Here is a 24,861-nt window from a genome sequence, read left to right as displayed (position 1 = left end):
AAGATCAAAAGATCGTCCGATCGCGGCCCGAGCCTTCGGCAGCTCCTACACTATTAGCGTGGCGCTCACAGAACGTATTCCAAGCCGCAAGGGTCGTAGGTAAACACCACCCCCACGGTTCCCACGCCATGACCACTCCCACCGACGGCAAGACCCCCGATCTCTCGGCCAAAGAGCAACACGAAGTCGAGAAAAACCAGCCGCCCCGCGCGGCCGTTCTGCACGAAATCATCCGCAGCCAAGGCGATCAGGAACTGGAGCGCAGCATCGCCGCGCTGTGGTGGTCGGCGCTGGCGGCCGGGCTGACCATGGGCTTGTCATTGATGGGCATGGGCCTGCTCAACTCGCGCCTGCCCGACGGTGACGAATTCAAGGTGATCGCCAGCTTCGGCTACTGCGCAGGTTTTCTCGCGGTGATCCTCGCCCGTCAGCAACTGTTCACCGAAAACACCCTGACTGCCGTGCTGCCGGTCATGACCAAGCCGACCCTGCAAAACTTCGGCCGGCTGATCCGCCTGTGGACGGTGGTGCTGGTCGGCAACCTGTGCGGCACGATTCTGGTCGCGTACGTGATGCTCGAACTGCCGATCTTCGACACCAAGACTGACCACGCCTTTCTCGAAATCGGCCGCAAGGTCATGGAAAACCACGCCAGCCAGATGTTCGCCAAGGGCATCGTTTCCGGCTGGATGATCGCCACTATGGTCTGGATGATTCCGTCCATGGAGAGCGCGAAGATGTGGATCATTATCCTCATCACCTACCTGATGGCGCTCGGCGACTTCACTCACATCGTGGTGGGTTCGGCGGAGGTGTCATATCTGGTGTTCGCCGGCGAGCTGCCGTGGAGTGATTTCTGGATGGTCTTCGCTGGGCCTACGCTGGCGGGGAACATCATTGGCGGCAGCTTTATCTTCGCGCTGATCAGCCATGCGCAGATTCGCAGTGAGAGCGGTGCGCCGAAGGAGTCTGCGGATCAGGCCGAGAAACCTGATCCGCGAGAGATCAAAAAATGATCAGTGATGCGCTGGTTCAGTCACGGTTACCGGCTCGTTGCGAGTCGCATGCTTGACCAGTTTGCCGATGGTCAGCCCCTGCAATAGGATCGACGACAGCACCACGATGTAAGTGATGCTCAGCAGCAGATCACGCTCCGGGCCCAGCGGCAGGGCCAGCGCCAGTGCCACCGAAACACCGCCGCGCAAGCCGCCCCAGGTCAGAATGCGGATGGTGCCGGCTGGCACTGTCCGCCAGCGGCGCAGCAGCAGAATCGCCGGGGCCACGGTGAGCAGGCGCGACAGTAGAATCGCCACCGCGAGCAAACCAGCCGCAGCCATGTGCAGCCAGTTGAATGGCAGCAGCAACAACTCCATGCCGATCAGCGCGAACAGCAGCGCATTGAGCATGTCATCCAGCAACTCCCAGAAACCGTCGAGATAGCGGCGGGTCATGTCATTCATCGCCAGATTACGCCCGACGTTACCGATGATCAGACCGGCGACCACCATCGCGATCGGTGCCGAAACATGAATCTCGGTGGCCATCGCCGAACCGCCGATGACCAGCGCCAAGGTCAGCATCACTGTGATCTGATGCTGCTCGACGCTTTTGATCATTCGATAAACCAGATAACCGATCAGACCGCCGAACAGCACACCGCCGATGGCTTCATGAACGAACAACATCGCGGTGGCGCTGACGGTCGGGGTTTCGCCGAGTTGGGCGATGCCCAGCAGCACGGTGAACACCACGACGGCTGTGCCGTCGTTGAACAGCGACTCACCGACAATGGTGGTTTTCAGCGGCTTCGAGGCGTTGGCGGTACGCAGCACGCCGAGCACGGCAATCGGGTCGGTCGGCGAAATCAGCGCGCCGAACAGCAAGCAGTACAAGAAGCTCACGTGCCAGCCGAACAGGGCAAAAATGTAATAGGCGAGGCTGCCGATCACCGTCGTGGCAATCAACACACCGAAGGTCGCCAACAGGCCGATGGGCCAGCGGTAGCTGCGCAGATCGTTGAGGTTAACGTGCAGGGCGCCGGCGAACAGCAGGAACGAGAGCATCCAGTTCATCAGCAGATCGCCGAAGTCGATCTGGCCGATCAGTTGCTGCACGCGTTCTTCGAGACCGGGGTAGCCGAGCACGCTCAGGCCTTGCAGGATCAGCGAGAACAGCAGTGCGGTGACCATCACGCCGATGGTCGGCGGCAGGCCGATGAAGCGGAAGTTGACGAAGGTGAGGAGGGTGGTGAGGCAGATGAAAGCGGCGACAAGTTCAAGCATCCGGGGTCCTTTGGATGAGGGGTGAAAGATAGCGCACCGAATCTTTGGTGCAGGGGTTGGATGGGCTGAGTCAGGATCGGGACACAGTTGATGGTGTGATGAGATCAAGAGCCCCCTCACCCCAGCCCTCTCCCTTGGGGAGAGGGGAAAGGGAGCAGATCTTCAAGTCTTTCAGGGCCTGAGTTCGGCTCGAAATTTCAGGTCGATGTAACTCGAACACTCAACACGGTCAGTCCCCTCTCCCTCAGGGAGATGGCTAGGGTGAGGGCGCTTTCTGGCACATCACGATTAACCGGACACATTGACCGCAGCCGCGCCGCGACGTTGCAGATAGATGAAAAACAGCGCCGTCAGCACGGTCAATACGCCAACCAGCGCACCGGTCCACGGCAAGTCCGCCAGATCCGCGCCACTGGCCACCACCAGCCCGCCGATCCACGCACCCGCGGCATTACCGAGGTTGAAAGCGCTCTGGTTCAACGTCGAGCCGAGGTTCGGTGCCTCATGGGCCTGATCGATGATCAGCAATTGCAGAATCGGGCACAGCGCAAAAGCAAAAATCCCCCACAGCACCAGGGTGATTGCCGCCGGCACAACCGAGCGGCTGGTCTGGCTGAACGCCGCCAGAATCACCACCACCGCCAGGGCCACACCGACCAGCGACGGCAGCAAACGGCTATCAGCCAGACGCCCGCCGAGCATGCTGCCGCCGGTCAGGCCTACACCGAATAACAGCAGCATCACCGTGACGCCGTGCGGGCTGACGCCGGTGATGTCTTGCAGGATCGGCGCGATATAGGTGAACACGCTGAACAGACTGGTCGAGGCCAAAACACTCATGCCCAGCGCCAGCAACACGTTGATCTTGCCCAGCACCTTGAACTCGCTGGCAAGGTTGGCCTTGTCCATCGGGATGTGTTTCGGCAACCACAGCCACTGCGCCAGGGCGGCGACGACACCAATCACCGACACCGCCCAGAAGGTCGAGCGCCAACCGGCGTATTGCCCGAGCGCCGTGCCCAGCGGTACGCCGAGGACGTTGGCCAATGTCAGGCCGGTGAACATCATCGCAATCGCTTGCGCGCGCTTGTTCGGCGCGACCAGCCCGGCGGCAACCACCGAGCCAATGCCGAAGAACGCGCCGTGACACAGCGCGGTGACCACACGAGCAGCCATCAGCGTCGCGTAGTTCGGTGCGAGGGCGCAGAGGATATTGCCGAGGATGAACATCAGCGTCATGCCCAGCAGCGTTGCTTTACGCGGCATATTCGCGGTGCCGATCGCCAGGATCGGCGCGCCGAACACCACGCCCAACGCGTAACCGGTGATCAACAGGCCCGCGTGAGGAATGCTTACGGCAAGGTCGCGGGCAACATCGGGCAGCAGGCCCATGATGACGAATTCAGTGGTGCCGATGCCGAATGCGGCAACAGCGAGGGCAAGCAAGGCGAGTGGCATGCGCAAGGTCTCTGTCGGTAGTCTTGACGCTTTGATCAGGCATACGCAAGCCGACGACCGATCTCGATGGAGGGCGGTGCAGGCAGGAATTATTGGTATTTTTCTGTGCGCAACTGAGTGCGGCGTGGTCGCTTGCAGTATAAACAGCTGCTGACACATCGCGAATCAATAATCTGACTATTCGAATTATCGATTTTCACTGTAGGAGCTGCCGAAGGCTGCGATCTTTTGATCTTGTTGTTGAAAATCAGAATCAAAAGATCGCAGCCTGCGGCAGCTCCTACACGGGGACTCATAAAAATAAGAGGTGAAAGGTGCTGGCGACAGCTTTGGTATTGATGGCGGCGCTGTTGCATGCGACGTGGAATACGTTAATCAAGTTCAGCGCCGAGCGGCTGCTGGTGGTGGCGTGCATGGACACCGTGGCGCTGCTGGTCGTTGCCATCGCGTTTCCATTCGTGAGCTTGCCGCCCATGGAAATCTGGCCATGGATTCTCTCTTCGGCAGCTTTTGAGCTGCTGTATCGCTACCTGCTGATTCAGGCGTATCGGGTCGGCGATCTGGGCCTGGTGTATCCACTGATGCGCGGATTGTCGCCGTTGGTGGTGCTGGCGCTGACCTTGATCTTCGCCGGTGAAGTGCTCACCACGCAGCAGATTTTCGGGATCATGCTGATCCCGTTGGGCATGGTTTGTCTGTTGTGGCAGGGCGGTGGCGGCAAGCATTTGCCATGGTCGATGCTGCCGGTGGTGGCGTTGATCGGCCTGTGTATTGGTTGCTACACCTACATCGACGGCCAGGCATTGCGGCGCTGGTCGCATCCGCTCGATTACCTGGTCTGGGTCACGTTGTTCAGCGCGTGGCCGTTTCCGCTGTTGGCGTGGGTCGCCAAGCGTCCGGCGTTCATGTTGTTCTGGCGTGAGCAATGGAAGCTGGGGTTGGCGGTGGGCTTCTGCGTATTGGCCAGCTACGCTCTGGTGCTGTGGGCGATGCAGTTGGGCTCGATTGCGGAGGCCGCGGCACTGCGTGAGATCAGTGTGATTCTGGTGGTGCTGTTCGGCATGCGCTACTTGAAAGAACCTTTCGGCCGTCCACGGCTCTTAGCCTGTGGGCTGGTGCTGATCGGCATGCTGGTGATGAAGTTCTGACCGCTCGCGAATTCTATAACTCGAAAAAAGGACGGCGTTATGACGGTGGCTCTGTGGTGTGTGTTGATCGCAATTTTTCTGCCGTATATCTGCACTGGCGTGGCGAAAGCCGTGGGTGGCTACCGGTTGAGTGACAACCACGATCCGCGCGACTTTCTCGAAAGTCTCAACGGTGTGGCCAGGCGTGCGCATGCGGCGCAGATGAACAGCTTTGAAGTGACGCCGGCGTTTGCGGCGGCAGTGATCGTCGCGCACCTGGTGGGGACGGCGGAGCTGGTGACGGTCAATGTGCTGGCGGTGCTGTTTATCACCAGTCGCCTGCTGTACATCATTTGCTACCTGGCGGACTGGGCGATCTTGCGTTCGCTGGTGTGGTTTGTGGGGATGGGGCTGATCGCTTCGTTCTTCTTCGTGTCGGTCTGATTATTTTACTGGTGTTGCTGATGGCCTCATCGCGAGCAGGCTCACTCCTACATTTTGGAATGCGTTCCCCTGTAGGAGTGAGCCTGCTCGCGATAGCTATCTGATTACCTCAGCAGATTCCAAGGCTTACTTCTTCTCTGTATCCGCCACCTGCGGCACTTGCGGCAATGCCGCACCTTTAGGCCAGAGCATCCAGATCTGCCCCTGCTGTTTCATGTCCCCGGCCAGTTGCCCGGCCGCATCACCGGTGCCCCAGAACAGATCCGCGCGAACCTCGCCGGCAATCGCGCCGCCGGTGTCCTGTGCCGCGACCGGGCGGACCAGTGCCGAGCCATCCGGACGTGTGGTCGACAGCCACAACAGGCTGCCCAGCGGAATTACCTTGCGATCCACTGCCGCACTGTAGCCGGCAGTTAGCGGCACGTTCAGCGAACCTCGCGGGCCTTCATTACTGTCCGGGTTGCGCGTGAAGAACACGTAGCTCGGGTTGCTGCCGAGCAGTTCCGGGATGCGCGACGGATTGGCCTTGGCCCAGTTGCTGATCGCGTTCATGGTCACGTCTTCTTTCTTCAGCTCACCTTGCTCGACCAGCCAGCGGCCGATCGGGCGATACGGATGGCCGTTCTGATCGGCGTAGGCGATGCGCAGCTGTTTGCCGTCCTCGGTCTGAATCCGCCCGGAACCCTGGATCTGCAGAAATTGCAGGTTCATCGGGTCGGTCAGGTAGGCAACCACGGGCGCTTTCACACCTTTGGATTCGATGGTTGCTGCGTCGTCGTAAGGCTTGAGCACTCGGCCTTCGAGGCGACCGCGCAGGCGCTTGCCTTTGAGTTCGGGATAAATGCTTTCCAGCGAGACGATGATCATGTCTTCCGGCACGCCATACACCGGCACGTTCGCCACATCGGTGGGCGTCAGGCTGCCGGGGTAGACTGGCTCGTAGTAGCCGGTGATCAAACCGTTGGCGTTGTCGTTTTCAGCGCGCAGGCCGTAGACATCGAGATTCTGTTTGAGGAACGCACGAATCTCTGCGGCGCTCTGCGGCACATTGGCCGCCGCTGCGCAGGTGCTGCCCCAGATGGCGTCAGCCTTGAGCCGGGTGCACGCGCTGCGCCACGAACCGAAACCGGCAACCAGATCGCTGTCGGACACTGCTGGCAGGGCTTCCCAGGTAGCGCTGGAGTAAGTGGCCAGTGCGTGGGTTTTTGGCTTGGCACTGTCGCCACCGGTGCAGCCGGCGAGAATCGCCAGCAGCGGCAGGGTTGCGAACAACGGGTGACGCCAGGCCTTGAAACGGCTGTTCATGGAGTGATTCCTGTGTCGGTTGCCCGCGTGCTCCATGCGCTCGAACAACCCGTATTTTTAATAGGGCTATTGGTGTTTGGCGGTGACGCGAGGATACTGGCCGCCGAATTCCGTGACCTGAAGCCACCATGACTCTTAAAAGCATTGCTGTTGTATTGCTGGCCTGTCTGTCCTTGTCCGCCTGTGGCGGTGTCGATCCGAATTCTCCGCTGGGTCAACGCAAGGCAATCTTCAAACAAATGCTCAAGACCGGTGAAGACCTGGGCGGCATGTTGCGTGGGCGCATTCCGTTCGACGGGCCGAAGTTCGCCGAAGGCGCAGTAAAACTCGATGCGTTGTCCCATGAACCGTGGAAGCATTTTCCGCAGGTGCGTGAAGAAGATCACACCAGCGCCAAGGATGATGTCTGGAAACAGCAGGTGCGTTTTCAGGAAATGGCCCGCAACCTTGAAGCGGCCACCGGTGAATTGGTGATTGCCAGTCAGGTTCAGCCGTACAAGGCCAGCAATCTCGGGCCGGCGGTGCAGAAAGTTGAAGATGCTTGCAGCGCTTGCCATAAACAGTTTCGCGATCATTGATTTCTATTGTTTGAGCTGACGCCTTCGCGAGCAGGCTCGCTCCCACAGTTGACCGAGTTGTACAGGTGAATACGGATCAATAGGGGAGCGAGCTTGTTCCGGGCGACGAGCTGACGAATAGGCCATCAAACTCACTGCATCAATGCTTACTTATCGATTTCGTCCAGCGCGTCCTGCAGTTCTTTGCGCGACTCGGCCAGTTTGTCTTTGCGCTTGTTGATCTTCTCCGGGTCGCCTTTTTTCATCGCCTTGTCGAGATCCGCCTGACGCTTGCTCACTTCGTGCTTGGCTTCGAGCACCTTGTTTTCGCGTTCTTTCTTCAGGCCGGCGTCGGTGCAGTGCTCGGTCACTTCACGCAAGGCCGTTTCCAGGCCTGCCTGCTGATCGGCATTGCCGCGCGATTTCGCCTGTTCGATCTGATTCATGATGCCCTGCTTCTTGGCAGCGCAACCGGTCAGACCCGGGGCGTCTTCGTCGGCCATGACAGGGGTGGCCATTACGCCGCAAAGGGTCAGCATGGCGAGCGGTGCGAGAAATTTCATAAAAGCTCCATGTGCAAAGGCAATCGGGTCAGGGCGGCACTGCGCTGTTGGAGCGCCGCGGCAGCCTTTGGGTTCCCGGCGCGCCGGGATTGCGTGGTCAGAAACCGTCGATTCCGGCGGCATGTAAGGTTTCGCTCAAAGCCTGTACCTGCGGGTCGCGGAAGAATGCGCTCAATTGCGCTGCGCGTCCCGGGCCGATACCGGCTTCGGCCTGCCATTGTTCGGTGTTGCGTTGCGCCAGCGACTGCCAGGAATCAGTAAGTATTGCCTGGCCGGTTGGCGGCAGGCCCAAGGCTTTGAGCCACTGGGCAAAGGGCCGTTGGCGGGCGCTGTGAAAACTGTGCATCAAGCGTTCGCTGCTGCGCTCGCCGAAGCCGGCAATGTTAGCAAGCTCCGGCCCATCAAGGGTTAACCAATCAAGCAGGTTGTTCACGCGGCGTGTTTCGAGAAGTTTCTCCCAGGTACCGCGACCGACATGCTGCATCGCCAGCCCTTGTTTGCCACTGAGCCAGGTCAAACGGGCGAGAAACTGGCTTTCACATCCGGGGGTCGGTTGCCAGCAACTCAAGGCGTGGAAGTCATCGGCGTTGGGGATATCGATATCCGTGCGTTCGGTGGTGCGCAATACAACACTGTCGAGCCGAGGAGTGGTCAGGCCGGCGAGGCTGATCGCAATCTGATCGCCGGGACGAATGTCCAACGCTTGCCAGCGCTTTAACGAACTGGCGCTGACGCGTTTGATCTCGCGGTCGTCGAGCCTAACGGGAATCAGCTCGATCACCGGTGTGATGCGCCCGGTGCGCCCGATCTTGAAGTTGATCTTGCGCACTTCAGCCAAGGCTTGCGCAAACGGATATTTCCAGGCGACCGCCCAGTAGGGTGAGCGCGCCTGCCAGCGTTCGGCGGGCGGGCGCCGACTCTGGCGCAAAACCACGCCGTCGGTGGCAAACGGCAGAGGTGAGCGATACCAGTGATCGCGCCATTTCTGCGCCTCTGCCAAGTCGGCAACGGGATGGCTGTACGGCTCAATCGTGGTGAAACCCAGGGTTGCCAATCCGGATATGCGCTCGGGCAAGTTCAAAGGTCCTTGTGGCCAGTCCCAAACGAACAGCCCGATGCCGGTGGCTTGTTCTGCGCTAAGGGATTTGCGGCTCATCAATCCGGCCACGGTGGCGCGGGCGTTAACGCTGCCGGCTCGGGCTTGCACATGCTGGTTCAGCCGCCAGTAAAGTTCACCCTGCACCAGCAGATCCAGTGGTTGTGACAGGCGTTGAGGGATAGCGCCGATGTTCTGCGCTGATGGCGTCCAGTCCTGTCCATGAACTCCGTCACCGCGACTGATGGCCTGATGCAAAACGCCCGCGCGGTAAATCAGCGTCACCGCGACGCCGTCGACTTTGGGTTGTATCCAGACGTCCTTGCGATCACGTAGCCAGGCCCCCGCGGCCTCATCTTTGTGGATTTTATCCAGGCCGGTATGGGCGATGGGGTGCGCGTTTGAGCCTGAAACTGTGCGCAAAGGATCGGGTGGCAAGGGCGCTTTGAAACACGCTCGCCACTCGTTCAGTTGCACAAGGGATTGGTCGTAGAGTTCGTCGGCAATCAGTGAGCGGCCTTCGCGGTAGTAGGCGTCGTCCCATTGGTCGATCTGGTTTTGCAGGGCGGAGATTTCGCGTTGGGCGTGTGCAGCGGGCCAGTTTTGGCAGGTGGCTTGCGCGCTGAATGTGGCGGGCATCAGCAGGAAAATAAATAACAGGCGCAGCGTGGCAAGCATCGTGAGCGTCCTTGCTCAAGGGGAATGTTTAAAGGTTAGGCGAAAATATTTACTCCGCCGGATGGGTGTTTTACGGCTTGTTTCTGTGCAGTGAAAACAGCCCCTCGCCCTAACCCTCTCCCGGTGGGAGAGGGGACTGACCGAGTGGTTTGCTGGATATGCATCGACCTGAACGTTCTGAGTTGAACTCCCGGTTTCAGGCATGAAAAAGCCCCGCGCGGCGCGAACCGTGCGGGGCTTTTTGTACCGCCGGGGAAGTCTTACAGACCAGCAGCGGAACGCAGGGCGTCGGCGCGGTCGGTTTTTTCCCAGGTGAACGTGGTGAAGGTGTCTTCGCCAACGGTCTTGGTCTCTGGCGTGCGACCGAAGTGGCCGTACGCTGCAGTTTCCTGGTACATCGGGTGCAGCAGATCGAGCATGGTGGTGATTGCGTATGGACGCAGGTCGAACACTTCACGCACCAGTTTGACGATCTTGTCATCGCTGATCTTGCCGGTGCCGAAGGTGTTCAGCGAGATCGAAGTAGGCTGAGCCACACCAATCGCGTAGGAAACCTGAATCTCGCAACGCTCGGCCAGGCCAGCAGCGACGATGTTCTTGGCAACATAACGGCCAGCGTAGGCAGCCGAACGGTCAACCTTCGATGGATCTTTACCGGAGAACGCGCCGCCGCCGTGACGGGCCATGCCGCCGTAGCTGTCGACGATGATCTTGCGACCGGTCAGACCGCAGTCACCTACCGGGCCGCCAATGATGAACTGGCCGGTCGGGTTGATGTGGAACTGAGTGTCTTTGCTCAGCAGTTCGGCAGGCAGTACGTGCTTGACGATCAGCTCCATCACGCCTTCGCGCAGGTCTTTGTACGACACTTCAGGGTTGTGCTGGGTCGACAGAACAACCGCGTCGATACCAACAACCTTGCCGCCTTCGTAACGGCAAGTCACTTGCGACTTGGCGTCCGGACGCAGCCAAGGCAGCAGACCCGATTTGCGGGCTTCGGCCTGGCGCTGCACCAGCTGGTGCGAGAAGGTGATCGGAGCTGGCATCAAAACGTCGGTTTCGTTGCTGGCGTAGCCGAACATCAGGCCCTGGTCGCCGGCGCCCTGATCTTCAGGCTTGGCACGGTCAACACCCTGGTTGATGTCTGGGGACTGCTTGCCGATGATGTTCATCACGCCGCAAGTCGCGCCGTCGAAGCCAACTTCGGAGCTGGTGTAGCCGATGTCGCAAATCACGTCACGAACGATCTGCTCCAGGTCGACCCAGGCGCTGGTGGTCACTTCACCGGCAACGATGGCCACGCCGGTCTTGACCAGAGTTTCCACAGCAACGCGTGCGTGTTTGTCCTGGGCAATAATGGCGTCCAGCACCGCATCGGAAATCTGGTCGGCGATTTTGTCCGGATGCCCTTCGGACACGGACTCGGAGGTGAAGAGGGAGTATTCGCTCATCTCGATGTTTTCCTGAATTTACCGATGGTGAGTGTCGCCAGCCGGTCGCTGAAAGTGGCGGACCTGGATCTGGAAACCATTACGTAAGCCTACATAGAGGCTTTCCCCGGGAACGAGTCCCGCAGCGGTGGCCCAACGGGCCAAATCGTCCTGTTCAAACCCCAACCACAGATCACCGCAGGCCTCCCTGGCCCAACTCTGGTTGTGGCTACATAACTCTGTCACGAGCAGGCTACCGCCCGGTTGCAGCAGGTCGGCCATGTGCTTGAGCGCATCGGCCGGCGCGGCGAAATGGTGCAACACCATGTTCAACACTACGCAATCGGCCGTAAGGCTGGTGCCGTTCAATGCATCGGCCAATTGCAGGCTGACGTTAGCCAGCTGTTCACGTTCACATACCTGACGCGCCAGTTCGAGCATCGCCGGGCTGTTGTCCAGCGCGGTTACGGTGCCGAAGCGACGGGCCAGTTCCGGCAGAAAAGCACCATCGCCGGGGCCGACTTCAATGGCCGTGGCGGCACCATTGAAGTTCAGTTTGTCGAGCAGGGCCAGCACGCTTTCGCGGTATTGCGGCAGGCCTGCGATCAAGTCTTGCTGGGCGCGAAATTTCTCTGCAACCCGGGCGAAAAAGTCCTGACTGGCGGCGGCGCGCTGGCCGTGAACCTGCTCGATGCGCGCTTGCACGTCGTCAGGCAGATTCAGATTGTCGACTTCTTCTAACAATGCTGCGTGCAACTTGCCGCCGAGCAGTTCGGTGTGGGGCAGGGCGCGGCGATAGAAAATCGCGTTGCCTTCGCGGCGTGTCGCCACCAGGTCGGCTTGTGCCAGTACCTTGAGGTGATGACTCATGCCGGACTGGCCAATGCCGAAAATCTGCGCCAGCTCCAGAACACCGAACGAATCGTTGGCCAGCGCGCGCAAGACATTCAGCCGCAACGGATCGCCGCCGGCCTTGCACAGGGCCGCCAGCTCGTCGCAATCGTCATGGCGAATGGAAGGCACGCGTAAGTTCATAGGGCTGGCAGTCTAGAGAGGGGGGCAATTCATCGCAAGGGCAATATCAAAAAGTTTTGATATTGCTCGATCAATGGCGCTTTTTATTGCACTTCTCACCCACCGGTTAACTCTACAAACGAGTAGCGGAAAGGTTTCACCAACAGAAAGCGCCGCTATCCATTGGAAAAACGCCCCCCGATGACTATCTGTCATTGCCCCGAGGCGCCCCGGTGAGGGAAAATGCCCTCCTTTTTTCCGTTTCGACTTACCAGAACCCAGGAGATCAGCGATGCCTAGCCGTCGTGAGCGTGCCAACGCCATTCGTGCCCTCAGCATGGATGCCGTGCAAAAAGCCAACAGCGGCCATCCCGGTGCCCCTATGGGTATGGCAGATATCGCCGAAGTGCTTTGGCGCGACTACCTCAAGCACAACCCGAGCAATCCATCGTTCGCCGACCGTGACCGCTTCGTGCTGTCCAACGGCCACGGCTCGATGTTGATCTACTCGCTGCTGCACCTGACCGGTTATGACCTGTCGATCGAAGACCTCAAGCAATTCCGTCAACTGCACAGCCGCACCCCGGGCCACCCGGAGTTCGGTTACACCCCGGGCGTTGAAACTACCACCGGCCCGCTGGGTCAGGGTCTGGCCAACGCTGTGGGCTTCGCTCTGGCTGAAAAAGTGCTGGGCGCGCAGTTCAACCGTCCTGGCCACAACATTGTCGACCACCACACCTACGTGTTCCTGGGTGATGGCTGCATGATGGAAGGCATTTCCCACGAAGTCGCTTCGCTGGCCGGTACGCTGGGTCTGGGCAAGCTGATCGCTTTCTATGATGACAACGGCATCTCCATCGACGGCGAAGTCGAAGGCTGGTTCACCGATGACACGCCGAAGCGTTTCGAAGCCTACAACTGGCAAGTGATCCGCAACGTTGACGGTCATGACCCGGAAGAGATCAAGACCGCCATCGAGACCGCGCGCAAGAGTCCGCTGCCGACGCTGATTTGCTGCAAGACCACCATCGGTTTCGGTTCGCCGAACAAGCAGGGCAAAGAAGACTGCCACGGCGCCCCATTGGGTGACGCGGAAATCGCCCTGACCCGTCAGGCGCTGAACTGGAACCACGGTCCGTTCGAAATCCCGGCCGACATCTATGTCGAGTGGGATGCCAAGGAAAAAGGACGCGCGGCCGAAGCCGAGTGGGATCAGCGTTTCGCTGCCTACTCCGCTGCATTCCCGACCGAAGCCAACGAACTGGTACGTCGCCTGAGCGGTGAACTGCCGGCCGACTTCTCCGAAAAAGCTTCGGCTTACATCGCTGAAGTCGCGGCCAAAGGCGAAACCATCGCCAGCCGTAAAGCCAGCCAGAACACCCTGAACGCGTTCGGTCCGCTGCTGCCGGAACTGCTCGGCGGCTCCGCTGACCTGGCCGGTTCCAACCTGACCCTGTGGAAAGGTTGCAAAGGCGTCAGCGCTGAAGATGCCAGCGGCAACTACATGTACTACGGCGTGCGCGAATTCGGCATGACCGCGATCATGAACGGCGTGACCCTGCACGGCGGTCTGGTGCCTTACGGCGCGACCTTCTTGATGTTCATGGAATACGCGCGCAACGCTGTACGCATGTCGGCGCTGATGAAGAAACAGGTCATCCACGTCTACACCCACGACTCCATCGGTCTGGGCGAAGACGGCCCGACGCACCAGCCGATCGAGCAACTGACCAGCCTGCGTACCACGCCGAACCTCGACACCTGGCGTCCAGCCGATGCCGTGGAATCGGCCGTGGCCTGGAAAAACGCGCTGGAGCGTAAGGACGGCCCATCGGCGCTGATCTTCTCGCGTCAGAACCTGCAACACCAGGAACGCGATGCCGGCCAGATTGCCGACATCAGCCGTGGCGGTTACGTGCTGAAGGACTGCGCAGGCGAGCCTGAGCTGATCCTGATCGCCACCGGTTCGGAAGTCGGTCTGGCGGTTCAGGCTTTCGACAAGCTGACCGAGCAGGGCCGCAAGGTGCGCGTGGTTTCCATGCCGTGCACCAGCGTGTTCGATGCTCAGGACGCCGGCTACAAGCAAGCCGTGCTGCCGTTGCAGGTTGGCGCGCGTATCGCCATCGAAGCGGCTCACGCCGACTTCTGGTTCAAGTACGTGGGTCTGGAAGGTCGCGTGATCGGCATGACCACTTACGGCGAATCGGCTCCGGCTTCGGCACTGTTCGAAGAGTTCGGCTTCACCCTGGAAAACATCCTGGGTCAGGCTGAAGAACTGCTGGAAGACTAAGCAGTACGAATGCGGTGGCCCCGGCCACCGCGTTCCCCTGTAGGAGCTGCCGGAGGCTGCGATCTTTTGATCTTGATCTTAAAAAAAAACAGGATCAAAAGATCGCAGCCTTCGGCAGCTCCTACATGAGGTTGTGTTGTAGCGAATATTATCGAGAACCCCATGCCTCAACCGCGTCCTTACAAAGTTGCACTCAACGGCTACGGCCGGATTGGTCGTTGCGTCTTGCGTGCGTTGTTTGAGCGAGGCGAGAAAGCCGGGTTTGAAATTGTCGCGATCAACGATCTGGCGGACATGGCCAGCATCGAATACCTGACACGCTTCGACTCCACCCACGGCCGCTTCCCGGGCGAGGTGCGAGTAGAAGGCGATTGTCTGCATATTAATGGCGACTGCGTGAAGGTCCTGCGCAGTGCCACCCCCGAAGGCATCGATTGGGCGTCACTCGGCGTCGATCTGGTGCTCGAATGCTCCGGTGCCTACAACACCCGTGAAGACGGCCAGCGCTTTCTCGACGCCGGCGCGCCACGCGTGTTGTTCTCGCAGCCGATGGCCAGCGAGGCGGATGTCGACGCCACCATCGTTTATGGCGTCAATCAGGATTGCCTGACCGGCGACGAGCTGCTGGTGTCCAACGCCTCCTGCACCACCAACTGCGGCGTGCCGTTGTTGCGCCTGCTCGACAAGGCCATCGGCCTCGATTACGTGTCGATCACCACGATTCACTCGGCGATGAACGATCAGCCGGTGATCGACGCCTATCACCATGAAGACCTGCGCCGCACGCGTTCGGCGTTTCAGTCGGTGATCCCGGTGTCCACTGGTCTGGCGCGCGGTATCGAGCGCCTGCTGCCGGAACTTGCCGGGCGAATTCAGGCCAAAGCCGTACGCGTGCCGACGGTCAACGTGTCCTGCCTCGACATCACGATGCAGACTGCCACCGCGACTGACGCCAATGAGGTCAACCGGATCCTGCGCGAGGCCGCCACCCATGGCCCGCTCAAAGGCTTGCTCGCCTACACCGAGCTGCCGCACGCCAGTTGTGATTTCAACCATGACCCACATTCGGCCATCGTCGATGCCAGTCAGACCCGTGTTTCCGGCCCCAAACTGGTGAACATCCTGGCCTGGTTCGACAACGAATGGGGTTTTGCCAACCGAATGCTGGACGTTGCAGAACACTATCTGCAAACAGCAACTTCAAAAAAACCGTAGGAAGTGCGACCCATGACCGTGTTGAAGATGTCCGACCTCGATCTGCAAGGTAAGCGCGTATTGATCCGCGAAGACCTCAACGTCCCAGTCAAGGACGGTGTTGTCACCAGCGACGCGCGTATCCTGGCTTCGCTGCCGACCATCAAGCTGGCCCTGGAAAAAGGCGCGGCCGTGATGGTCTGCTCGCACCTTGGCCGTCCGACCGAAGGCGAGTTCTCCGCCGAGAACAGCCTCAAGCCTGTTGCTGACTACCTGAGCAAGGCCTTGGGCCGTGAAGTGCCGCTGGTCGCCGATTACCTCGGCGGCGTTGACGTCAAGGCCGGCGACATCGTGCTGTTCGAAAACGTGCGCTTCAACAAAGGCGAGAAAAAGAACGCTGACGAACTGGCCCAGCAATACGCCGCCCTGTGCGACGTGTTCGTGATGGACGCGTTCGGCACCGCTCACCGCGCCGAAGGTTCGACCCACGGCGTGGCCAAGTTCGCCAAAGTCGCCGCTGCTGGCCCACTGTTGGCCGCTGAACTGGATGCACTGGGCAAAGCCCTCGGCGCACCGGCTCAGCCAATGGCGGCCATCGTTGCCGGCTCTAAGGTGTCGACCAAACTCGACGTGCTGAACAGCCTGAGCCAGATCTGCGATCAACTGATCGTCGGCGGCGGCATCGCCAACACTTTCCTCGCGGCAGCCGGTCATCCGGTTGGCAAGTCGCTGTACGAACCGGACCTGCTCGACACCGCACGCGCCATCGCTGCCAAAGTCAGCGTGCCATTGCCGGTTGACGTGGTGGTTGCCAAGGAATTCGCCGAAACCGCAGAAGCGACCGTCAAGCTGATCGCTGACGTTGCGGCTGACGATATGATTCTGGACATCGGCCCGCAAACCGCAGCCAACTTCGCCGAACTGCTGAAATCGTCGAAAACCATTCTGTGGAACGGCCCGGTCGGTGTGTTCGAATTCGACCAGTTCGGCAACGGCACCAAAGTGCTGGCTCAGGCCATCGCGGAAAGCTCGGCGTTCTCCATCGCTGGCGGTGGCGACACCCTGGCCGCGATCGATAAATATGGCGTGGCTGAGCAAATCTCCTACATTTCCACCGGTGGTGGCGCGTTCCTCGAATTCGTCGAGGGCAAAGTGCTGCCAGCCGTTGAAGTCCTGGAAAGCCGGGCCAAGGCCTGAGGCCGCCCGTTTGGCCAGGCAAAGGAGTGTTTTCATGGTCAAGTCGTTAGCGCTGTTGTTGCTGACCGGTACGCTGGCGGCCTGCGGGAGTAACCCGAAGGCCGAGGCCACGCCGGCGCCGAGCGAGTCGCAGAAGGGCTGTTATCAGGCCGACTGGCAGGCCGAAACCAACCCGGTGCTGAACAAGCGCTCGGGGCCGGACGGCCTGGACAAATACGAGACGCAAACCCCGGCCAAGGAACATGGTTGTCCTTGACGGGTCTGACTCTTTAACTCAGGGCTGGCGGCGTGCGCCGTCAGTCGAGGAACACGGATGAAAGGCTTGATCGCCATTGCGGCGTTGGCATTGTTGGGCGGTTGCGCGCAGTTGAATCTGTTTCAGTCGTCTGCTCCGGCGGACAACTGGACCACCTGGACCTGCGACAGCCAGGCCAAAGTGCTGTGGCGCTACGCCGACGCCGGCCAGAAGGAAGTCGACGTTCGGCTGGGTGGCGGTGATCAGGTCTATCGCCTCAAAGAAGAGCCGGGCGCCTCGGGCACGCTGTACAGCGACGGCATGCTGGCGTTTCACGTCAAGGGAGAGGAAGGCCTGGTGTACTGGGTCGCCACCAATGACCTGATCGGCCGCGGCTGCAAAGCGCAGTAATTGCATCACCGCAGACCCAATGTAGGAGTGAGCCTGCTCGCGATAGCGACCTGACAGTCGCTGCAATATTGACTGAAAGATGGCTATCGCGAGCAGGCTCACTCCTACAAGGGTTCTGCGCAGTTCTGAAGAATTGGCTTTATCGAATCACCAGACCGGGCCTCAACCCCCGATCTGCAATCACTTGAATAGCCGCCGCCGCTCCGGCAGGCTGGCACGATTAACGACCCTCAACCGGGAGAGACACACACAATGGCACTTATCAGCATGCGCCAGATGTTGGACCACGCAGCCGAATTCGGCTACGGCGTTCCAGCTTTCAACGTCAACAACCTTGAGCAGATGCGCGCCATCATGGAAGCCGCTGACAAGACTGACTCCCCGGTGATCGTTCAGGCTTCGGCCGGCGCCCGTAAATACGCCGGCGCGCCTTTCCTGCGTCACCTGATCCTGGCCGCGATTGAAGAATTCCCGCACATCCCGGTGTGCATGCACCAGGATCACGGCACCAGCCCTGATGTCTGCCAGCGCTCGATCCAACTGGGCTTCAGCTCGGTGATGATGGACGGCTCGCTGGGCGAAGACGGCAAGACCCCGACCGACTACGACTACAACGTCCGCGTTACCCAACAAACCGTGGCCATGGCGCACGCCTGCGGCGTTTCGGTAGAAGGCGAGCTGGGCTGCCTGGGTTCGCTGGAAACCGGCATGGCCGGTGAAGAAGACGGCATCGGCGCCGAAGGCGTTCTGGATCACAGCCAAATGCTGACCGACCCGGAAGAAGCCGCTGACTTCGTCAAACGCACCCAGGTCGATGCCCTGGCCATCGCCATCGGCACCAGCCACGGCGCCTACAAGTTCACCAAGCCACCGACCGGTGACGTGTTGGCGATCGACCGCATCAAGGAAATCCACAAGCGCATCCCGAACACTCACCTGGTAATGCACGGTTCATCGTCGGTGCCACAAGAGTGGCTGGCGATCATCAACCAGTACGGCGGCGACATCAAAGAAACCTACGGCGTACCGGTTGAAGAAATCGTCGAAGGCATCAAGTACGGCGTGCGCAAGGTCAACATCGACACCGACCTGCGCTTGGCATCCACCGGTGCGATGCGTCGCCTGATGGCCACCAACCCGAGCGAATTCGACCCACGTAAATTCTTCGGCGCGACTGTTACTGCAATGCGTGACGTGTGCATCGCTCGTTATGAAGCGTTTGGTACTGCCGGTAATGCTTCGAAGATCAAACCGATCTCGCTGGAAGCGATGTACCAGCGTTATCTGAAGGGTGAGTTGAACGCTAAGGTTAACTAAGCCTGAGCGTTAGACTGCTTTAAAAGAAACCCGCCGTGAGGCGGGTTTTTTGTGGGGTGACTTTTTCGCCTGACGAAGTTATCTAAAAGTTTGTCAACCTTTTGTGAATCTGATTCCATAGGTTTGGCCTAAATTCGGCCCGCCGTATTTAACGGTCACTGTGCCTAGCAAGTTATTGTCGGTTCCATCAGTTGATTTCATCTCAATACTGAGAGTGCTTGGGCCATGCTTGGTCTCATCTCTTTTTTTGGCATCTGATTTCGCTGTAAGAATATAAGTCCAAGTGGATTTTGTGCAGTCGCCATTGACAGCGAAGTCAAGTCCGAAATAGTCCATGTAGCCGTTACTTATTTTGCCAGTTTGCTGGGCTGGATCGTCAAATTTGAGTGTGGCGGCATGCTCTTCGCCGGCGGAGTTAAATACAAAGCCGTTGTAAGTTTTCATGATATACGCCTTATGTGTATTCAAGTATTAAAGTTAAATAGGTTGTCTCGTATTGCGTCGATGAGATTAGGCGAAAGGTAGTTGCAGGTAACCTGTAATAAATGACAGGTTTTAATATTTTTTCGCTATAAGGGTTCTGGTTTTTTAATAAAACAAGGAGGTGCAAAAACAGGTATGAAAGCGATGTATCAGTGTTGTCTGAAGGGGGGCTTCAAGGCTAAGGTTAAAAGCTTGAGCAGTTAAACTTCTGATTCAAAAAAACTGCCGTGAGGCGGTTTTTTCTGCGCGGTGATTTCTCGTGGTAACGACGCTATCCAAAAGTCAAAGAAAATGGCGCTGCCGCGTGCTCAATGGCGTTGATCACATGAGGCGCCTGTCCGCGATATTGAGGATAGCGTTTGAGCACGGCTTCAACCGAGGCGAGCAGATGCTGAATGCGCTCCTTGGGTTGGTCGATTTCACAGGTGTGGGCAAATTCCAGGAGCCCTTGTCGTGAGGCGAACATTGACTTGTTACCCGCCAGATCCAATGCCAGAACATCTTCTGGAATATAGGCCGTGGTGTTGACGATGTCGTAAGCCGGCGCCAGATGCGCATCGCGTCGCGTCGGTTCGGAATAGAGCAATCCGAAGTTTTTCAAATGAGCGTCGCCATTCCCAACGATGCAACTCAGGGCAACGCTATCGAAAAGTTGATCAAGCGACGTACGCAAGTGTTTCGCCGGGCAAAACACTCGGATAGCCTTCGCGATTGCCGCATAACTTTTGCTGTACTTCTGATTAGCCGACAGCCCCATCAGCACCGCCATGTCTTCAAACCCAATCGGCTTGAGTTGGTCGTCGCGGTCAAATCGACGCATGACAAACAGCTTGGCGTTGTCGGAAAGGTAAAACGGTGGGACGGGAATACCCGCCTCTTTCGCCATGGACATGCAAAGGAATTCGTTGATCGCCAGGCCCGGAAATTCGTCTCTGCCACTCTTGATGATCAGATCCGAGGTTTTGGATGTCACTCTCGGCAATGCTATTTCTTGCCGCTCCGGCACCAGCAACTTGGGTTGAACACCTGAAATGCCTGCCCGCAGGATGTAGCGATCAAGCATGTCGGCGAAGATATCTTCCGTACCGTCCCACGTGAGAATCTCTTCGAGTTTTTCTCCCGGAAATTCTTGCGCCTGCAACAATGCATCAACGGTTTCAGAGCGTACATGAACCCTGCCAATGGGCGATGTACTGCCGGAAAGCGCCAGTAGCAGCATTGGGTCGACGTTCACAGTCTTTGCCAAGCGGTTGCGCAACTGCTCCAGTACGTAGCCTTCTGGTAGGTTCATTTGAAAAACAGGGTGCAACTCACGCCGACGAAAGTCGTCATGTCGTACAGGCATCGAGAGGCTGATCGCCATTTGTGGCGATGCATCTTCGTGATAACGGAAAGTGAAATCATCGGCATCGCTGAACAGTCTGCCGCTATTACCTTCAGGGGTGCTGACTTGAAGAGAGGCCATTTTCATTCGAATAAATCTCCAAGCTCTTCAAGGGTGGGCATCGTTGCTGGAACCACCGAGAGTTCACAGTCCAAAGCAGCCAAAACGCGTGCGTAAGCGATCATGCCGACAGAAAGGGTGCCTTTCTCCACCGCGATGACTTTGTATCGCGTCAGTCCCGCCAGATCGGCAAGCTGAGCCTGCGTCAGGCCACGATTTATACGTTTTTCACGTAATTGAATGCCGAGACGGGTAATTAAAAGAGAGTAATCCATGTTGCGCTACCGTAACATTTTGATGTCAATGTAGCGTATGCAGAACATTTAATCCATTTGACCTAAGAAACCCGCCATAAGGCGGGTTTTTTTGTGGTCGGTTATTCCTTTAGCTCGACATGATCCAGTGCCTGATTCACTGCCAGTTCGCCGAGCATGACCACTTGCGCGATGCCTAGCGCGGTCTTGCGGTGTGAGGTGTCGAGCATGGCGGCGAAGTTGTTGAGCATTTCGCTGGCAGAACCCAAGGTTTCGCTGGCGTTGGCCAGCAGGGATTCGGTGTTGTACTTCGGGTTGGCGAGGTACATGGGTTCGGGTTTATGCGTGCTAGCCATGATGAAAGCGGACGGTTTGAGGTAATGGTCAAGGGCGCGTTCGGCGGCGTCGTTGAGTTTTTTTGAGTCGAGGGATTCGTACGGGGATGCGGGATCTGTTTCTGGCGGGTGTGGCGTTGATTTTGTCATTTGCTCGAAACCTGATTGGAGTGCCCCCGCTCTGGCTACTAAATCAAAGTGGAGGCAACTGTACGCAGGTTAGTAGACCGGGGTTTCGAGCAAGCCGGCGCACCCGAAGGTGCCCTGCGCACAGCTACCATCAAGCGCAGGTATGGGAATACCTGACTGACAGATGCTTGTGCACAACGCTTGAAACCACGGGCTACTAAACCCGATCACTGGAAATCAGTGACGCGAATCAAGTTACCGATGGCCCGCCAGGCGCACAAGCCGGCGGATTCTGGCGTAGTGGTAGGCAACGGCGCAAGCTGTTGTAGGCATCCGGAAGTAACCGCCGACAGATCTAAACAGCACTGTTTAAAGGTAGGAGCTGCCGAAGGCTGCGATCTTTTGATTTTGTCTTTTCAGAATCAAAAACAGGATCAAAAGATCGCAGCCTTCGGCAGCTCCTACCGTGGGGATTGGGTTATTTGTCGTGATCGATGTCGAGTTTGGAGAAGGTCACTTGCCCACCCTCACTCGTATACCCGGTGTTGTCCTGCACATAAACCCCAGCCTTGAAGTACAACGGCTTGTTGCGCCAGGTCGCGCTGATCTGTGAATCCCACTGATAACCCGCCGCACTGACACCCAACGCACCGCCAGGACTCAGGTGAATAAGGTAGTTGAATTCGCGATCCAGTTTGACCCCGGTGGCGAGGGTGATGACGCGGCTTTCGTCGTCATCCGGATGCATGCGCACCTTGATCACCAGGTTGCCGGTTTCGGTTTTTGTCTTGTACTGATACTCAAGTTTGACCATCGGCTTCTGGCTTTCATAAGCATGAATCTGGCCGATGACGATCTTGCCCGAGCTGGGCACTTTGTTGACGGTGAGGGTCGCGCGCAGCAGGTTGTCGGCATCCGGGTAATACCAGTTGCGCAGGGTGCCGTTGCTGTAGGTTTCACGCAGTTCGGTGCGCGGGTAGATGGCGTTTTCGGTTTTTGACCCGGTAACCGGTGACCAGAAGAACAAGGTGCCGGTGTCGGAATGGAAGTATTGATCTTTGAAGCCGTTCACCAGTTTGGAGGTTTCGACGGTGTATGGCGGGCTGCCAACGGGAACGCTGAGGTTCCAGGTTGCGAGATCGATCATGTCTGTTCTTCCACTCAAAATTCGCTGCACGTACGTGCCAGAAGCTCTAGCCCGCACGTTTTGGGGCGGCCTTTATAAGCGTAGAGGGAAAATTTGTTAACGCCCGTTTGGCAGATGATTGACGTCAACATCCTGTCGAAATGCCATCTATGCCGGTTCCCGGGGGCTTCAGCGGTGACCGTTAGTCGGCAAATTCACGCTTTGGTTAAATGATGGCCTGATGACAGCTTCTGCTTTCTTGGATCCAGTACTAGAGTGAAGGCTCAGTATGTGTGCGGTTTTTACCGGAAGCCGACCAAAAGTCCCGACAAGAGAAGCAGCATGGAATGCGCGCAACCCCCGCCAGGTGAAGGCAACTCTGTCCTTTTGATCGTTGATGATTACCCTGAAAATCTGATCAGCATGCGCGCGTTGCTGCAGCGCCAGGATTGGCACGTCCTCACCGCAGCCTCCGGTTTCGAAGCGCTCAATATTCTGCTCTCGCACGACGTCGATCTGGTGCTGCTGGACGTGCAAATGCCGGGCATGGACGGCTTTGAAGTCGCGCGCCTGATGCGTGGCAGCCAGCGCACGCGCCTGACGCCGATCATCTTTCTGACCGCCAACGAACAGTCCCAGGACGCCGTGATCAAGGGCTATGCCAGTGGCGCGGTGGATTACCTGTTCAAGCCGTTCGACCCGCAGATACTCAAGCCCAAAGTGCAGGCGTTGCTGGAGCACCAGCGCAATCGCCGCGCCTTGCAGCGCCTGAGTCATGACCTGGAAGTGGCGCGCGCCTTCAATGCCTCGGTGCTGGATAACGCGGCTGAAGGCATTCTGGTGGTGGGCGAAGACGGTTTGATCCGCTTTGCCAATCCGGCGATTTCGCGGTTGTTGAATGCGCCGGTGAAGGAGCTGGAAGGTAAAGAGTTTCTCGATTTTCTACAGAAGCCGCACATTCCGCTGTGGGCCGATTCCGAGTTTTATGCCAGCTACAAGCGTGGCGAAACATTAAGACTGCACGATGCCTTGCTGCGCACCGCGCCCGGCCAGCAAGTGCCGGTGGCGCTGTCCTGTGCGGCGTTGCCTGCCGAGCAACACGCGATGGTGGTCACCGTGCTGGACATGTCGGTGGTGCGGCACTTGCACCAGCAACTCGAATTCCAAGCGGTGACCGATCCACTGACCGGGTTGCTCAACCGCCGCGGCTTTTACCAGACTGTTGAAAATCTGCTGTTGCGTGGTGAGCGCAGTGATAGCAGTTGGGTCTTGCTGTATCTGGATCTTGATGGCTTCAAACGGGTCAACGATTCACTCGGTCATGATGCCGGCGACCGGGTGTTGCGCTGGGTCTCCGAGCAATTGAAGGCCTGCCTGCGACCGTTCGACATTCTCGCGCGCATGGGCGGTGATGAATTCACCGCGCTGCTGGATCTGGAGTTTCCCGAGCAAGCGGCGAAGATTGCCGAAAAACTCATCGAGCGAGTGTCGATCTGTCAGCAGATCGAAGGGTTGGACATCGCTTTGGGCGCGAGTATCGGCATCGCCACTTATCCGGATTGCGGCTCGAACCTCGACGGATTGCTGCGTGCATCCGACATCGCCATGTACGAAGCCAAGCGCGCCGGGCGTCAGCAATATCGCTTTTATGATCATGAAATGAACGGTAGGGCGCGCTCGCGGTTGATGCTCGAAGAGAGCGTGCGTGCCGCCATCGAGAATCGCGATTTCAATCTGGTCTATCAACCGCAAGTGGCTATCGACACGGGCCAGATTCGTGGCTTTGAAGCGTTGTTGCGCTGGCAGCACCCGAGTGTCGGCGATGTGCCGCCGGGGTTGTTCTTGCCGCTGCTGGAAGAGGCGCGGCTGATCAGTCGCCTCGGCAGCTGGATTTATCATCGCGGCGCCGGTCAGCGTAAAGCCTGGGAAACCCTGTTTGCCGAGGATCTGGTGCTCGGCGTGAGTTTGAGCAACACCCAGTTCAGTCTGCCGAATCTGGTCACCGAGTTGCGTCAGGTGATGGAGCGACACGCCTTGCAGCCTCGGCAACTGGAGGTCGAAGTCACCGAAGAAGCGCTGATGCAAAACCCCGACGAAACCCGCAAACAGCTGCGTTTGCTGCGCAATCTTGGGGTGCGGGTGGCGCTGGATGACTTCGGTTCCGGGCCGTGTTCGCTGGCGCATCTGCGCGATCTGGAACTCGATACGCTGAAAATTGATCGCCATCTCATCGCGCGATTGCCGGACTCCAAACGCGACGCCTCGCTGGTCAGCACGGTCATCAGTCTGTGCAAGCAATACGGTTTGCTGGTGATCGCCGAGGGCGTTGAAACCATCGATCAATACCAATGGCTGCAAGCCCACGGCTGCGAGTATGTGCAGGGCTTCCTCGTGGCCCGGCCATTGATCGCCGAGGACGCGGTCAGCTTCGCCGAGCCGTTTGACTGGAGCGCGCTGCCCGTTTGAATTCGCTACACTGGCGGACCTTTTTC

The 24,861-nt window shown here is 58.4% G+C and carries 23 protein-coding genes; 11 read left to right on the top strand and 12 right to left on the bottom strand.

From position 1 onward, the window contains the following. Positions 1–128 precede the first annotated feature (128 nt). Positions 129–1,016, top strand: a complete 888-nt coding sequence (locus ACZZ0A_RS23465; protein WP_007913725.1) for a formate/nitrite transporter family protein — start codon at positions 129–131, stop codon at positions 1,014–1,016. On the opposite strand, the gene ACZZ0A_RS23460 is transcribed toward ACZZ0A_RS23465, so the two are convergent. Both ACZZ0A_RS23460 and ACZZ0A_RS23455 read right to left on the bottom strand, forming a co-directional pair. Next, positions 1,017–2,282 (bottom strand): cation:proton antiporter, encoded by a 1,266-nt coding sequence (locus ACZZ0A_RS23460; RefSeq protein WP_007913728.1) that lies wholly within the window; start codon positions 2,280–2,282, stop codon positions 1,017–1,019. A 288-nt stretch (positions 2,283–2,570) separates the two neighbouring features. Next, positions 2,571–3,740, bottom strand: a complete 1,170-nt coding sequence (locus ACZZ0A_RS23455) for an MFS transporter (protein WP_463543792.1) — start codon at positions 3,738–3,740, stop codon at positions 2,571–2,573. A 314-nt stretch (positions 3,741–4,054) separates the two neighbouring features. On the opposite strand from ACZZ0A_RS23455, the gene ACZZ0A_RS23450 reads away from it, so the two are divergent. Further along, entirely contained in the window at positions 4,055–4,888 is an 834-nt protein-coding gene (locus tag ACZZ0A_RS23450; RefSeq protein WP_463543791.1) for an EamA family transporter, read from the top strand. A gap of 39 nt (positions 4,889–4,927) precedes the next feature. Continuing rightward, entirely contained in the window at positions 4,928–5,311 is a 384-nt protein-coding gene (locus ACZZ0A_RS23445) for an MAPEG family protein (protein WP_008081053.1), read from the top strand. A 126-nt stretch (positions 5,312–5,437) separates the two neighbouring features. Here ACZZ0A_RS23445 and mltA read toward each other — a convergent pair whose 3' ends face one another. After that, on the bottom strand, positions 5,438–6,616 hold the full coding sequence (gene mltA / locus ACZZ0A_RS23440; protein ID WP_447787377.1) for a murein transglycosylase A: 1,179 nt from the start codon (positions 6,614–6,616) through the stop codon (positions 5,438–5,440). A gap of 128 nt (positions 6,617–6,744) precedes the next feature. Here mltA and ACZZ0A_RS23435 point away from each other — a divergent pair, with 128 nt between their 5' ends. After that, on the top strand, positions 6,745–7,194 hold the full coding sequence (locus ACZZ0A_RS23435; protein ID WP_463543790.1) for a c-type cytochrome: 450 nt from the start codon (positions 6,745–6,747) through the stop codon (positions 7,192–7,194). Positions 7,195–7,340: 146 nt separating this feature from the next. Here ACZZ0A_RS23435 and ACZZ0A_RS23430 read toward each other — a convergent pair whose 3' ends face one another. From ACZZ0A_RS23430 to ACZZ0A_RS23415, 4 genes are all read right to left on the bottom strand, one after another. Next, a complete protein-coding gene (locus ACZZ0A_RS23430) occupies positions 7,341–7,736 on the bottom strand; it encodes a DUF1090 domain-containing protein (RefSeq protein ID WP_194935205.1) in 396 nt (131 codons plus the stop codon). A gap of 97 nt (positions 7,737–7,833) precedes the next feature. Continuing rightward, positions 7,834–9,510 carry an NAD-dependent DNA ligase LigB gene (gene ligB / locus ACZZ0A_RS23425; RefSeq protein ID WP_463543789.1) on the bottom strand — a complete coding sequence of 559 codons (1,677 nt, stop codon included), beginning with the start codon at positions 9,508–9,510 and terminating at the stop codon, positions 7,834–7,836. A 260-nt stretch (positions 9,511–9,770) separates the two neighbouring features. Further along, positions 9,771–10,961 carry a methionine adenosyltransferase gene (metK, locus tag ACZZ0A_RS23420; protein ID WP_007913745.1) on the bottom strand — a complete coding sequence of 397 codons (1,191 nt, stop codon included), beginning with the start codon at positions 10,959–10,961 and terminating at the stop codon, positions 9,771–9,773. A gap of 18 nt (positions 10,962–10,979) precedes the next feature. Next, a complete protein-coding gene (locus tag ACZZ0A_RS23415) occupies positions 10,980–11,975 on the bottom strand; it encodes an ArsR/SmtB family transcription factor (protein WP_123376191.1) in 996 nt (331 codons plus the stop codon). Positions 11,976–12,246: 271 nt separating this feature from the next. On the opposite strand from ACZZ0A_RS23415, the gene tkt reads away from it, so the two are divergent. From tkt to fba, 6 genes are all read left to right on the top strand, one after another. Continuing rightward, positions 12,247–14,244, top strand: coding sequence for a transketolase (gene tkt, locus ACZZ0A_RS23410; RefSeq protein WP_463543788.1), 1,998 nt, complete (start codon positions 12,247–12,249; stop codon positions 14,242–14,244). A gap of 162 nt (positions 14,245–14,406) precedes the next feature. Beyond that, the gene (gene epd, locus ACZZ0A_RS23405) at positions 14,407–15,459 is read left to right on the top strand and encodes an erythrose-4-phosphate dehydrogenase (protein WP_007913751.1); all 1,053 of its coding nucleotides are present in this window, start codon (positions 14,407–14,409) and stop codon (positions 15,457–15,459) included. Positions 15,460–15,471: 12 nt separating this feature from the next. Then, positions 15,472–16,635, top strand: coding sequence for a phosphoglycerate kinase (locus tag ACZZ0A_RS23400; RefSeq protein WP_007913753.1), 1,164 nt, complete (start codon positions 15,472–15,474; stop codon positions 16,633–16,635). A gap of 34 nt (positions 16,636–16,669) precedes the next feature. Beyond that, positions 16,670–16,891 carry a hypothetical protein gene (locus ACZZ0A_RS23395; protein WP_007913756.1) on the top strand — a complete coding sequence of 74 codons (222 nt, stop codon included), beginning with the start codon at positions 16,670–16,672 and terminating at the stop codon, positions 16,889–16,891. Between the two features lie 57 nt (positions 16,892–16,948). Continuing rightward, positions 16,949–17,281: an MliC family protein gene (locus tag ACZZ0A_RS23390; protein ID WP_016987235.1), complete on the top strand. Its 333-nt coding sequence runs from the start codon at positions 16,949–16,951 to the stop codon at positions 17,279–17,281. Positions 17,282–17,533: 252 nt separating this feature from the next. After that, a complete protein-coding gene (gene fba / locus ACZZ0A_RS23385) occupies positions 17,534–18,598 on the top strand; it encodes a class II fructose-bisphosphate aldolase (protein ID WP_007913760.1) in 1,065 nt (354 codons plus the stop codon). A gap of 93 nt (positions 18,599–18,691) precedes the next feature. Here the strand turns inward: fba and ACZZ0A_RS23380 are convergent, their stop codons facing one another. The 5 genes from ACZZ0A_RS23380 to ACZZ0A_RS23360 form a co-directional block, all read right to left on the bottom strand. After that, positions 18,692–19,042 carry a hypothetical protein gene (locus tag ACZZ0A_RS23380; protein ID WP_007913762.1) on the bottom strand — a complete coding sequence of 117 codons (351 nt, stop codon included), beginning with the start codon at positions 19,040–19,042 and terminating at the stop codon, positions 18,692–18,694. A 310-nt stretch (positions 19,043–19,352) separates the two neighbouring features. After that, positions 19,353–20,552, bottom strand: coding sequence for a type II toxin-antitoxin system HipA family toxin (locus ACZZ0A_RS23375; RefSeq protein ID WP_007913764.1), 1,200 nt, complete (start codon positions 20,550–20,552; stop codon positions 19,353–19,355). Continuing rightward, positions 20,549–20,800, bottom strand: coding sequence for a helix-turn-helix domain-containing protein (locus ACZZ0A_RS23370; protein WP_007913766.1), 252 nt, complete (start codon positions 20,798–20,800; stop codon positions 20,549–20,551). The genes ACZZ0A_RS23375 and ACZZ0A_RS23370 overlap by 4 nt, the downstream gene beginning before the upstream one ends. Positions 20,801–20,901: 101 nt before the next feature. Then, entirely contained in the window at positions 20,902–21,264 is a 363-nt protein-coding gene (locus ACZZ0A_RS23365) for a DUF6124 family protein (RefSeq protein WP_007913768.1), read from the bottom strand. A gap of 457 nt (positions 21,265–21,721) precedes the next feature. After that, complete coding sequence (locus tag ACZZ0A_RS23360; protein WP_007913770.1) at positions 21,722–22,390, bottom strand: polysaccharide lyase family 7 protein; 669 nt, start codon at positions 22,388–22,390, stop codon at positions 21,722–21,724. 321 nt (positions 22,391–22,711) lie between these two features. Here ACZZ0A_RS23360 and ACZZ0A_RS23355 point away from each other — a divergent pair, with 321 nt between their 5' ends. Next, positions 22,712–24,835 carry a putative bifunctional diguanylate cyclase/phosphodiesterase gene (locus ACZZ0A_RS23355; RefSeq protein ID WP_463543787.1) on the top strand — a complete coding sequence of 708 codons (2,124 nt, stop codon included), beginning with the start codon at positions 22,712–22,714 and terminating at the stop codon, positions 24,833–24,835. Positions 24,836–24,861 lie beyond the last annotated feature (26 nt).

Source organism: Pseudomonas sp. AC242 (assembly GCF_979258655.1).
The sequence above is the reverse complement of the archived record's forward strand: the minus strand, read 5'-3'. Positions and strand labels throughout refer to the sequence as shown.